Annotated in this window: 11 protein-coding genes; 5 read left to right on the top strand and 6 right to left on the bottom strand. The window is 69.6% G+C overall.

Annotation, left to right across the window (positions count from 1 at the left end):
* Positions 1–34: 34 nt before the first annotated feature.
* From TMO_RS01795 to TMO_RS01785, 3 genes are all read right to left on the bottom strand, one after another.
* Positions 35–871 carry a ChaN family lipoprotein gene (locus tag TMO_RS01795; RefSeq protein ID WP_014743871.1) on the bottom strand — a complete coding sequence of 279 codons (837 nt, stop codon included), beginning with the start codon at positions 869–871 and terminating at the stop codon, positions 35–37.
* The gene (locus tag TMO_RS01790) at positions 868–1,821 is read right to left on the bottom strand and encodes an acetyl-CoA carboxylase carboxyltransferase subunit alpha (protein WP_014743870.1); all 954 of its coding nucleotides are present in this window, start codon (positions 1,819–1,821) and stop codon (positions 868–870) included. The genes TMO_RS01795 and TMO_RS01790 overlap by 4 nt, the downstream gene beginning before the upstream one ends.
* Before the next feature lie 187 nt (positions 1,822–2,008).
* Positions 2,009–2,992, bottom strand: a complete 984-nt coding sequence (locus tag TMO_RS01785) for an HpcH/HpaI aldolase/citrate lyase family protein (RefSeq protein ID WP_014743869.1) — start codon at positions 2,990–2,992, stop codon at positions 2,009–2,011.
* A gap of 168 nt (positions 2,993–3,160) precedes the next feature.
* On the opposite strand from TMO_RS01785, the gene TMO_RS01780 reads away from it, so the two are divergent.
* Positions 3,161–3,934 carry an IclR family transcriptional regulator gene (locus TMO_RS01780; protein WP_014743868.1) on the top strand — a complete coding sequence of 258 codons (774 nt, stop codon included), beginning with the start codon at positions 3,161–3,163 and terminating at the stop codon, positions 3,932–3,934.
* Here the strand turns inward: TMO_RS01780 and TMO_RS01775 are convergent.
* The 3 genes from TMO_RS01775 to TMO_RS32520 all read right to left on the bottom strand — a co-directional run bounded on the left by TMO_RS01775 (position 3,931) and on the right by TMO_RS32520 (position 6,944).
* Positions 3,931–4,887, bottom strand: coding sequence for a tyrosine recombinase (locus tag TMO_RS01775; RefSeq protein WP_272481409.1), 957 nt, complete (start codon positions 4,885–4,887; stop codon positions 3,931–3,933). The genes TMO_RS01780 and TMO_RS01775 overlap by 4 nt on opposite strands.
* The gene (locus TMO_RS01770; RefSeq protein ID WP_041604784.1) at positions 4,880–6,400 is read right to left on the bottom strand and encodes a hypothetical protein; all 1,521 of its coding nucleotides are present in this window, start codon (positions 6,398–6,400) and stop codon (positions 4,880–4,882) included. Before TMO_RS01770 ends, TMO_RS01775 begins: the two co-directional genes overlap by 8 nt.
* A 409-nt stretch (positions 6,401–6,809) precedes the next feature.
* Positions 6,810–6,944: a hypothetical protein gene (locus TMO_RS32520; RefSeq protein ID WP_014743865.1), complete on the bottom strand. Its 135-nt coding sequence runs from the start codon at positions 6,942–6,944 to the stop codon at positions 6,810–6,812.
* Positions 6,945–7,313: 369 nt separating this feature from the next.
* Between TMO_RS32520 and TMO_RS01765 the strand changes: the two genes are divergently transcribed.
* The 4 genes from TMO_RS01765 (at position 7,314) to TMO_RS01750 (ending at position 11,417) form a co-directional block, all read left to right on the top strand.
* Positions 7,314–7,868, top strand: a complete 555-nt coding sequence (locus TMO_RS01765) for a shikimate kinase (RefSeq protein WP_014743864.1) — start codon at positions 7,314–7,316, stop codon at positions 7,866–7,868.
* 70 nt (positions 7,869–7,938) lie between these two features.
* Positions 7,939–9,168 carry a 3-dehydroquinate synthase gene (gene aroB / locus TMO_RS01760; RefSeq protein WP_014743863.1) on the top strand — a complete coding sequence of 410 codons (1,230 nt, stop codon included), beginning with the start codon at positions 7,939–7,941 and terminating at the stop codon, positions 9,166–9,168.
* A gap of 39 nt (positions 9,169–9,207) precedes the next feature.
* A complete protein-coding gene (locus TMO_RS01755) occupies positions 9,208–10,521 on the top strand; it encodes an HlyC/CorC family transporter (RefSeq protein ID WP_014743862.1) in 1,314 nt (437 codons plus the stop codon).
* The gene (locus tag TMO_RS01750) at positions 10,518–11,417 is read left to right on the top strand and encodes an AEC family transporter (RefSeq protein ID WP_014743861.1); all 900 of its coding nucleotides are present in this window, start codon (positions 10,518–10,520) and stop codon (positions 11,415–11,417) included. Before TMO_RS01755 ends, TMO_RS01750 begins: the two co-directional genes overlap by 4 nt.
* Positions 11,418–11,491 lie beyond the last annotated feature (74 nt).

The following is an 11,491-nucleotide window of genomic DNA, read 5'->3' as shown; positions in this document are numbered from 1 at the left end:
AGAACACCGCCCATGGACTGACGGCGGAGACGGATCAGGCGTCGAAGCGCCAGACCGCGTCCGCCGCGCCCAGCGCCAGGGCAAACGGGTCTTCTGCAGATCCGGTCATCAGAACCGCAGTGTCATGGATGCCGAGATCGGCCAGCTGATGGGGTGTTCCGTTGCCGAAAGCCATATGGCCACGCCCGATGATGCCGAGCACCACCGCCGGCGGTTCCGCCTCCGCCAGCGCCCGGGCGATATTGCAGGCGAAGGCCCGGTCCCAGACCTGCTGGGCCATGACGAAGCGATCGAAGCGTCGGGCGGCTTCGGGATCCTCGGCAGGATCGGCCATGGCACGACCGGTCATGGCAGCGAGCTGGCGCCGATAGGCGTCGGAGGCCGGTGCCGGACGGGAAATGCCTTCAGCCGCGGCGCGCTCTGCAGCAGCGTCCCATCCCTCGCGCCCCACCTGCCGCACCAGATCACGCGGACAGTTGAGCGCCAGCATCCTGACACCCGGCCGGCGGCAGAAGCGGATCAGCGGCAGATAGAGTTCCGGATCGAACCCCCAGACCGCTTTCCAGTCCACCGCCTCGAGAAAGCCCTCGAGGCTGGGAATAGCTCCCCGCGTCCAGGCATCGAGCACGGGCTGGACGCGGGTCGGGAACATCTCGAACCCGACCGCCATCCGGCCGGCACGATCACAGCCATGGCGATCGTGGAGCAGGCGGGCGACATAGGCCTGCCAGTGATGGATGGCGGCATCGTCATGACGCTCCCCGGCAAGCACCACCCTCTCCCGCCCGATCCGGTCGAGCAGGGTGGCTTCGCCCAGCGGCGCGCCGGTCGCGGGATCGACCCAGTCGCCGGGGACCAGACGCGTACTCAATCGAGATCGCGGCCCATGGCGATGAACTTGTCGCGGCGCAGATTGCGCAGCTCGTCGCCGCTCTTCGTCTCCAGATCGGCAAGCGCCGCCTCGATCGCACGGCCGACGGTGGCCATGGCCGCGGCCGGGTCGCGATGAGCGCCGCCCATCGGCTCGTCGATGATCTGGTCGATCAGCTTCAGGCGGAACAGGTCCTGTGCGGTGAGCTTCAGCGCCTCGGCGGCATCCTTGGCATTCTCGCCCGAGCGCCAGAGGATCGAGGCGCAGCCCTCGGGGCTGATCACCGAATAGATCGAATGCTCCAGCATCATGACCTTGTTGGCGGCCGCAAGCGCGATCGCCCCGCCACTGCCGCCCTCGCCGATCACCACCGCAATCGCCGGCACCCGCAGGTCCAGGCCGACCTCGATCGAGCGGGCAATTGCCTCTGCCTGGCCGCGCTCTTCGGCACCGACACCCGGATAGGCACCGGCGGTATCGACGAAGGTCACCACCGGCAGACCGAAGCGGTCCGCCATGCGCATCAGGCGCTGGGCCTTGCGATAGCCCTCGGGGCGGGCCATGCCGAAATTGTGGCGCACGCGGCTTTCGACGTCATGGCCCTTTTCCTGGCCGATGACCATCACCGCCCGCTCGCCGATCCGGCCGAGGCCGCCGATCACCGCCTGGTCCTCGCCGAAAACCCGGTCACCCGCCAGCGGGGTGAAATCGGTCACCAGCGCCTTGAGGTAGTGGCTGAAATGCGGCCGCTCCGGATGGCGGGCGACCTGGGTCTTCTGCCAGGGCGAGAGCTTGGCATAGATCTGGCGCAGCAGCCGGTCGACCTTGGTCTCGAGCTTGCCGACCTCCTCGACGATATTGACCCCGGTCTCGCCCGACAGGTGGCGAAGTTCCTTGATCTTCCCCTCGAGTTCCGCGATCGGCTTCTCGAAATCCAGGAAATGGTTCATGGAGGGCTCTCGGCTGATGGCTGGGACGTCGCGGCCATACATGCCCCCTCGAAACCGGGGCGGCAAGGGTTGAGACGGCCGGAAACGACGGTTTTTCCCGATGTCGGGCCGCACCTTAGCCCAAAAAAAAAGGCGGTGCCAGATCCGGCACCGCCACAGAAGCCCGGCCGCAGGGCCGGCAGACGGTTCAGCGCCCCGCGATCTGGTCGGCCTTGGCGACGATGCCCTGGGCCTGACGGATCGAGGCGATGTCGATCAGCTTGCCGTCGAGGGTCACCGCGCCGCGGCCTTCCTTCTGGGCCTGCTCCATCGCTTCCAGGATACGGCGGGCCTTGGTGACGTCCTTCTCCGACGGCGACATCACCTCGTTGGCGATGTCGACCTGCGACGGATGGATCGCCCACTTGCCCTCGCAACCGAGCGCCGCCGAACGCAGCGCCTGGGCGCGATAGCCGTCCGGGTCCGAGATGTCGCCGAAGGGGCCGTCGATCGGGCGCAGACCGTTGGCACGGGCCGCAACGACCATGCGCGACAGGGCGTAATGCCACTGATCGCCCCAGTGATAATCGCGCTTGCCCGAAGCGTCGGCCTCGGTCAGCACGCCGTATTCGGCGTTGGCGCCGCCGATATTGGTGGTGCGGGCACGGGTCGAGGCGGAGTAGTCGGCCACGCCGAAATGCAGCGACTCAAGGCGCGGGCTGGCCTTGGCGATCTCGTTGATGTTCGCCATACCGAGCGCCGTTTCGATGATCAGCTCAAAGCCGATGCGATGCTTGATGCCCTTGGCCTGCTCGATCTGGGTAACCAGCATGTCCAGCGCATAGACGTCGCCGGCAGTGCCGATCTTCGGGATCATGATCAGGTCGAGGTTGTGGCCCGCCTGCTCCACCACATCGACGACGTCACGATACATGTAATGCGTATCGAGGCCGTTGATGCGCACGCTCATCGTCTTGCCGTTGCCGCGCCAGTCGATGTCGTTCAGGGCCTGGATGACGTTCTTGCGGGCCTGCTCCTTGTCGTCCGGCGCCACGGCATCTTCCAGATCGAGGAAGATCACGTCCGAGGGGCCCTTGGCCGCCTTCTCGAAGAATTTCGGGCTCGAACCCGGCACGGCGAGTTCGCTGCGGTTGAGGCGCGGGGTCGCCTCCTTGACGATCGTGAAGCTCATGGGTCTCGCTCTCCGGATGTTCGTGTCCGGGCGCCCGGCTTTTGAGAGGGGAGAAACGCCGCGCCCGTTGTCGCGGTGCACCATAACAAAGCCCCCGGCCGCTCGCAAGAAAATGGAAGACCTTTCCATTCTATGGAAAACGCCGCGGAAGCATGTTATGGCTAGCCCATGACCACGCCCCCTTCTTCCACCTCGGCCGCAGGCACCCCTTCGGCACCGGGCCCTGACGGCGCCGGTACAGCCGGCGGCGTGCAGGCCGTGCTGCGCGCGCTGGACCTGATGGCGGTGCTCACCACGATGCCCGACGGCATCGGGCTGTCGGATGCCGCACGCCGTGCGGGTCTCGCCGCCTCCACCGCCCACCGGCTGCTGAACACACTGGCCAATCGTGGCTGGGCACGGTTCGACGGCGGCACCGGCCTGTGGCAGATCGGTCCCGAAGCCTTCGTCACCGGCCAGGCCTTCGATCCCGCCCGCCATCTGGTCCAGACCGCCCGACCGGTGATGCAGCGGCTGATGGAGCGGTCGGGCGAGACCGTGAACCTCGCGATCCGTTCGGACGACCGGATGCTCTATCTGGCCCAGGTCGAATGTGCCGAGATGATGCGCGCCTTCGCCCGGCCGGGCGCGCGGGTGCCGATGGTCTCGACCGGCGTCGGCAAGGCCCTGCTCGCGGCCGGTTCCCTCCCCGCCCCCGCCGGGACGGAGACGATCGTGCCGGAGCTGGACCGGATCCGCAGCCAGGGCTGGGCGCTCGACGACGAGGAACAGTCGGTGGGCCTGCGCTGCGTGGCGGCGGCCATCCCGGCCGGCCGTGCCAGCGGAAGCCCCCGGGCCGCCATCTCGATCAGCGGGCCGACGGCGCGTATCTCGGACGACCGGCTGGCCCTGCTGGGGCGCATGGTCGGCGACGCAGCGGCAGAAATCGGGCGGGCGCTCTAGCCGGCCAGGTCAGCGGTCGACAGCGGATGCGCCCGTTCGATCGCCCGGCGCAGATCGGCATCCAGCACATGGGTATAGATCTGGGTGGTGGTGATGTCGGCATGGCCGAGCAGCTGCTGCACCACCCGGAGGTCGGCCCCGCCCGACAGCAGATGGCTTGCGAAGGCATGGCGAAGCACATGGGGGGAGACCCGGGCCGGATCCAGCCCGGCGCCGAGCGCCAGAAGTTTCAGCAGCTGCCCCACCCGCTGACGGGTGAGATGGCCTTCTGCGGCACGTGACGGGAACAGAAAACCCTGGGCCGTGCGGTCCGGCGGCAGGAAGCTGCCCCGCACCTCGAGATAGGCCCGTGCCGCCGCCCTGGCCGGCGCGCCGAGCGGCACCAGCCGGTCACGGCCGCCCTTGCCGCGCACCATCAGCACCTGCGGATCGCGGGCAAGCGCCGCGGCCGGCAGGGTGACCAGCTCCGTGACCCGCAGGCCCGAGGCATAGAGCAGTTCCACGATCGCCGCCAGCCGGCGACCGTCCGGACCGGGCATGGCATGGGCCGCCGCGATCAGCCGGTCGACCTCGTCTTCCGACAGCAGTTTGGGCAGTGGCCGGCGCCGGCGCGGCGCGTCCAGCCGGTCGGTCGGCTGATCGGGACGGCGGCCCTCGCTCGCCAGGAACCGGAAAAAGCGGCGCAGGGCCGACAGCCGCCGCGCCTGGGTCTCGGCCGTCAGCCCGCGCGCCTCCAGCACCGCCAGATAGCGGGCGAGCGCATCGGCCGCGGCGGCGACCAGCCCGCCATCCGCACTCAAGACCCGGGCGGCGTCGTCCAGATCCGTGGCATAGGCGACGAGGGTGTTGTCGGCAAGCCCACCCTCTGCCCCCAGCATTTCAAGGAATGCCTCGATCGCGCGCCGGTCGGCAGGCAGCGGCTCGGATGGCAGCACCTCCGATGTCTCAGACACCCGGCGCCAGCCCCGAAACCACGCCGGCCGCGATCATCATCTCGACCGCAAGCCGGCGGGACTCGTCGTCGAAACCTGCAAGGCGGAAACCTTCCAGTGCCGTGGCAAGGCCGATCGCGCCGATCTCGGGCCGGGCTTCAAGCAGAACCAGCGACAACGCCGCCGTCTCCCCCAGCCGGCCGGCATCGGCCGCCGCCCGTAGGGCGAACCAGACGGCCGGCACCGGTGCCACGGCCTCCTCTACGGCTGGCGCCGCCGGATCGGGGGATGGCAGGGCCTCGGGCGAGAACAGGCCGATCGCGGCGGTCGCCACCTCTCGCGCCGGCCCGGCAAGCCCGGCGAGCCAGGTGCCGATCTCCACCGTGCGCGGCTCGCGACCGAGCACCGCCGGCGGCTCCTGAAAGGCGACGAGAGACAGCGCCGTCAGCTCCGGATCGGCCGCAATCGCCGTGCTCAGCGCGTCCGGGCGGTTTTCCGGAATCCCCAGCATCGCCGCAGCGGCGTCGACCGCCCCGCCGGCGATCGCGATCCGCGCGGCCATGATACGACTGTCCGGGTCGAGCCCGCGAATGGCCGCAGGGTCCAGCAGCGGCGCCACGGCCGCGGCCGCGGTCGCCGTCAGCAGCGGGTCGGCCTCTGCCGCCGCCTTGACCAGGGTGGCGACGCCATAGAGCCGCGCGCCCGGATTGCGTTCGGCGGCCGCCGTTGCGAACAGCCGTGCCCGGCGCCGCTCGGGCCGGGATTCGCCCGCCCGGCCATTGCCCGACAGGGCGGCACTGCGCTCGGCCGCCGCTGCCGCCAGCCAGGCACCGGCCAGACGTTCACCGGCGAGCAGGCCGCGCGTGGCGGCCGCTTCAGCCAGCACCAGGCGATGGAACGGCGTGATCGCGCCGCTCATCACCAGCCGCGACAAACCGGCGTCATTCAGGCCGGCGGCAAACTCCGTCACAGCGTCGACCGTCGCCTCTGGCTCGATGCCCCGCCGGGCAAGCACCGCCAGATCGGCCGCCGTCAGGCCCGCCGGATCCAGGCCCTCGATCGCTACCGGCCCAGGGGTGGCGGCCGCACGGGCGATCACACCTGCAACCGGCCGTCCGGTCGACACCAGTTCGGCCGTCCCCGTGCCGTCGGCAGCTGCAAACAGACGGCAGGCCAGAACATCCGCCGCGGCGGGTGCAGCCTCCGCCCCCGTGGCCATGCCCGAGGGCCCGGGAAGGGCCGCGGCACAGGCACGCTGTTCTTCGCCCGACAGGAACAGGGCATCGGAGGATGGCGGACGGCCGGCCTCGTCGGCCACGTCGACCGCGGCCGCAGGATCGCCCAGCATGAGCAGTGCCGTCGCCCGGCGATCCGCAAAGGCGCCGGCATCCTCTCCGGCCGGCGCCGGACCGTCGGTGGCGAGCAGATCGCGCAGCATCTCGCGCGCCGTCGGCCAGGGTGCAGTGCCGCCAAGCGCCGCAAGGGCGGCATCAATCCGTGCCGCCGTACTGCCCTGCCAGAGATCTGCCGGCACATCCTCTGCATCCGATGCCGCTGCCTCGTCCTCCGTCACCTGAGGCGGGGGCGGGGGCGGGGGCGGAGGAGGTGGGGCAGGCGGAGGGGGCGGAGGGGGCGGCGGCGGAGGAGGAGGCGGTGCCGGCCGCAGCTGATCGGGCGTCACCTGGATCCGCGGTGCCGTCGGTGGTGGTGGCGGCGGCGTCAGGCGCGGCGCCGGCTGGACGGGCGGACGGACCTGAACCCCCGGCGCCGGAACGACGGAACGTGGCCGCGGCTCTTCCGCCTGCGGCTCGTCGGGCACAAGCCGGAGAGGCTGGGCTATGGCCGAGGCGGAGGCCGCCGCCAGCACCAGCGCCAGCACGACACCGAGCGGCCGCCCGGCCGATGCGCTCACCGGCGGGCGTCGTCGTGTCGGATTGCTCCGGTCAGCGGAGCAGTTTGTCATTGGGCACGACCTTCTCGACCGTGCGCACCGGCGCCGGCATGTCGAAGGTCATGAGGAAGGCCCCGCCGCCCAGAACGGCAACGAGGAGAATGATCAGGATAAAGCGGATCAGCACGCCTGCGCCTCGCATCGGGGGTTCGCAACTGCCGGAAACATCGGTGGTCCTCCGGCCTGCACGATTGCCGCGACTGCCGGACCTGTGCTTTATTTCTGGCCGGGTCGGGCGCCGTCGCCCGAAGCCTATCGGTTCGGTCGGATGGTTTCAACGGTTGCGCACCGCACCATTCGCCGCACGCCGGTCTGTCGCTCCCGTTCCAGGGGCTGCGGCACCGGGCCCGCATCCGGGGGACGGCCCCGCCACAGCAGAGTCCGGTTCACCGCTTTGACCGACGACGACCAGCCATCCGCCATCGACAGCCCGATACCGGCAGACGACGCCGCCGGCGATGATGCGACAGGAACCGCCCCGACGTTTGATCGCCGGATGATCGACCGCCCCATCGTCCTGGTCGGGTTGATGGGCGTGGGCAAGAGCAGTGTCGGCCGCAGGCTCGCCCAGCGTCTCGGCATCGATTTCGTCGACGCCGACACCGAGATCGAAAAGGCCGCCGGCCTGCCGGTCCCCGAGATTTTCCGCCTGTATGGCGAGGCCGAATTCCGGCGCGGAGAACGCAGGGTGCTCGCCCGCCTTCTGGAAGAACGCCCGCGGGTCATCGCAACCGGCGGCGGCGCCTTCATGGACCCTGAAACCCGTGCCGCCATCGCCCGAGACGGCATCTCGGTCTGGCTGAAGGCCGAGTTGCCGGTGATTGCCCGCCGCGTGCTCAAGCGCCGCCACACCCGGCCGCTGATCGCCGAAGGCGATGCCATGGCGACACTGGAACGGCTGATCAGAGAACGCCACCCGGTCTATGCCGAGGCCGATCTGACCGTGGAGAGCACCGAGGCCCCGCATGAAGTGGCGGTGGATGCGATCATCTCGGCCCTTGCCGCCGAATGGCCCGCTCTTGCCGCAACCCGCCCGCGGCGCCCCGCATGACGCCCCGTCGCCCCGGTTCTCCTCGCCTGCCCTGCCCCGTTTCCGTGTCTGTTCCGGAGCCCGCCAGCCGATGACCGCCCAGACCGCCACGCCCCTCCCCGACACCAGAAACCGGCTGTCCGATGACGGGGAGCTGGTGACCCTTCCCGGCGTCGCGGCTCCCGCGCGGCGGGTCCGGGTGCCGCTGGATGATCGCGCCTACGACATTCTGGTCGGCGACGGCCTGCTGCCGGTGACCGGCCGGTTGATCCGCGAGACCATGGGCGTGCGCCGGGCGGCGGTGGTGACCGATGAGACCGTGGCCGGCCACCATCTGGCCGTGCTTTCACGTGCGCTCGATGATGCCGGGATCGCCCATGGCACCATCATCCTGCCGCCAGGCGAGGGCACCAAGCGCTTCGGGTCGCTGGAGACCCTGCTCGACGGCCTGCTCGCCTCGGGCATCGAACGCGGCCAGCCGGTAATCGCCCTCGGCGGCGGTGTCGTCGGGGATCTTGCCGGTTTTGCGGCCGCGGTGCTGCGGCGCGGCACCCGCTTCGTTCAGGTGCCGACCACCCTGCTCGCCCAGGTCGACAGCTCGGTCGGCGGCAAGACCGGCATCAACACCAGCCACGGCAAGAACCTGGTCGGCGCCTTCCACCAGCCCGGGCTTGTGGTCGCCGATACCGGTCTTCTGTCCACCCTGCCACGGCGGGAACTGCTGGCCGGCTATGCCGAGGTGGTGAAATACGGTGCCATCGACGACGCCCCGTTCTTCGACTGGCTGGAACGGCGCGGGGCCGAGGTGATTGCAGGTGCCGGATCGGCGCGCGATCAGGCCGTGGCGCGCTCCTGCGCCGCCAAGGCGCGCATCGTCGCCGCCGACGAGACCGAGACCGGCCAGCGCGCGCTCCTGAACCTGGGTCATACCTTCGGCCATGCCTTCGAGGCGATGGCCGGCTATGACGGCCGCCTGCTTCATGGCGAAGGGGTGGCCATCGGCATGGTCGCCGCCTTCCGCCTGTCGGTGCGCCGCGGCCTGTGCCCGATGGCCGATCTGGAACGGCTGACCGCCCATCTGGCGGCGGTCGGCCTGCCGACCCGCCCGCAGGATGTCACCGGCGTCGACTGGACCGTGGACGGGCTGATGGCCCCGATTGCTCAGGACAAGAAGGCCCGCGAGGGCCGGGTGCGCTACATCCTGGCCCGTGGCATCGGCCGCTCGTTCATTGCCGATGATGTCGCCCCCGCCGAAGTGGCCGCTCTGCTCGACGATATCCTGGCCGATCGCCCAGAGGGCCCGGCCGTTCCCGCCGGCTGATACCGGCCCAATCCGATCGGGAGAGAGACCCGCCCGCCGATGCCTGCCGAACTCTGGCTGTCCCTGCTCGCCATCCTTGTCCTGATCGCCGCGTCTGCCTTCTTCTCCGGCAGCGAGACGGCCCTGACCGCCGCCTCCCGCACCCGCATGCATCAGCGTGCATCCGACGGCGACGTCCGGGCATTGAGGGTCGAAAAGCTCACGGCCGATCGCGAACGGCTGATCGGCTCGATCCTGCTCGGCAACAATGCGGTCAACATCCTCTCCTCCTCGATCGCGACCAGCGTGCTGATCGGGCTGTTCGGCGATGCCGGTGTTGCAATGGCAACGCTGGGCATGACCCTGCTGCTGCTGATCTTCGCCGAGATCCTGCCCAAGACGGTTGCCTTGCATCAGCCGGACCGGCTCGCGCTCGCGCTGTCGGGCCCGCTGACCCTGGTCGTCCGGATCCTGGGGCCGTTTTCGAAGGTGATCGGCCTGATCGTGCGCGGTGTGGCGCGGGTGATCGGCATCAAGCTCGAAGGCGACCGGCTGATGGTCTCGGCCGACGACCTGCGCGGCGCCATCCGCCTCTATGACGACCCGGAAGCCACGGCGGCCGAGACCCGCAACGAGAAGGAGATGCTGGCGAGCATCCTGGATCTCGGCGATCTGACGGTGGGCGAGATCATGATCCACCGCCGGCAGATGACCACGATCGATGCCGACCAGCCGCCCGCCGCGATCCTGGCCCAGGTCACCACCAGCCCGCACACCCGGCTGCCGATGTGGCAGGGCGATCCCGACAACGTCATCGGCGTGCTTCATGCCAAGGATATGCTGCGGGCACTGACCGAGGCGGGCGGCGATGTGGAGAAGATCGACGTGCCAGCGCTTGCCCGCACGCCCTGGTTCATCCCCGACAGCACCACGCTGCACGACCAGCTCCATGCTTTCCGCCAGCGTCATGCCCATTTTGCCCTGGTGATCGACGAATACGGCACGATCCAGGGGCTGGTGACGCTGGAGGATATCCTCGAGGAAATCGTCGGCGAGATCGTCGACGAGCACGACATTGCCGTCGAAGGGCTGGAGCATCAGGCCGATGGCGGGGTTCTGGCCGACGGCACCGTCACGATCCGCGATCTCAACCGCGAAACCGGCTGGCGCCTGCCGGATGACGAGGCGACCACCATCGCCGGTCTGGTCATCCACGAGGCCAAGGCGATCCCTGAGGTCGGCCAGCGCTTCCGCATCGCCGGGATCGAGGCCGAAGTGCTCCGCCGTCACCGCAACCGGGTGACCAAGCTGCGCCTCTCGCCCATCGGAGATCGCGCCCAGACGGGTGCCCTCCACGACGCCGGCCGGCCATGATCGGCGAACTGATCACCATCATCGCCCCGATCCTGGTTTGCGCCGCCATCGGCTTTTCCTGGATCCGGGTGTTCCGGCAGCCCTATGACACCGGCATGATCACCAATCTGGTGACCAATATCGGTGTCCCCTGCCTGATCTTCTCCAACCTGACCAACGGCCAGGTCGCACCCGGTGCCTTCGGCGAATTCGCGCTCGCCGCCGCCTCGACCATGGTCATGATGGGGTTCATCGCCTGGCCGATCCTGCGGGCGGCCGGCCTGCCCTGGCGGACCTGGCTGACGCCGATCATCTATGGCAATGCCGGCAATATGGGCCTGCCGCTCTGCCTCTTCGCCTTCGGGCCCGAGGGGCTGGGTTATGCCATCGGCTATTTCGCGGTCTCGGCCGTCAGCCAGTTCACGATCGGCGCCTGGGTGCTGTCGGGCGAGCCGGCCGGGCGCTTCATCCTGCGCCAGCCCGCCCCCTGGTCGGTGGTCGCGGCGCTGATCTTCGTGCTTGGCGGGATCCCGGTTCCGAAATTCCTGAGCAACACCACCCATCTCATCGGCGGCTTCACCATTCCGCTGATGCTGATCACGCTGGGCGTCAGCCTGGCCCGGATGAAGGCGGTGCGGCCGCTGGGCACGCTGGGGCTGGCCCTGCTGCGCAGCCTGGGCGGCTTCGTGGTGGCGCTCTTCCTCGGCCTGGTGGTCTTCCGCTTCGAGGGCGTGGAGCTGGGCGTCCTGCTGGTCGAAGCCTCGATGCCGGTGGCCGTGTTCAACTATCTCTTCGCCCAGCGCTACGACCGCTCTCCGGCCGAGGTGGCCTCGCTGGTGGTGACGTCCACCCTGCTGATCTTCCTGCTGCTGCCCGGGCTGCTGTGGGTGGCGCTGCATCTGGCCGGCATGAATTGACGGCTGACGGCCGGGCCTGATCGTCCATGCTGCACCGCAGATGACGACCGCGCGCTCGCCGCGTATAGTACCCT

The sequence above is a fragment of the Tistrella mobilis KA081020-065 genome, assembly GCF_000264455.2.
Taxonomy (GTDB): Bacteria; Pseudomonadota; Alphaproteobacteria; order Tistrellales; family Tistrellaceae; genus Tistrella; species Tistrella mobilis.
This window is presented reverse-complemented; position numbering and strand designations above follow the sequence as displayed.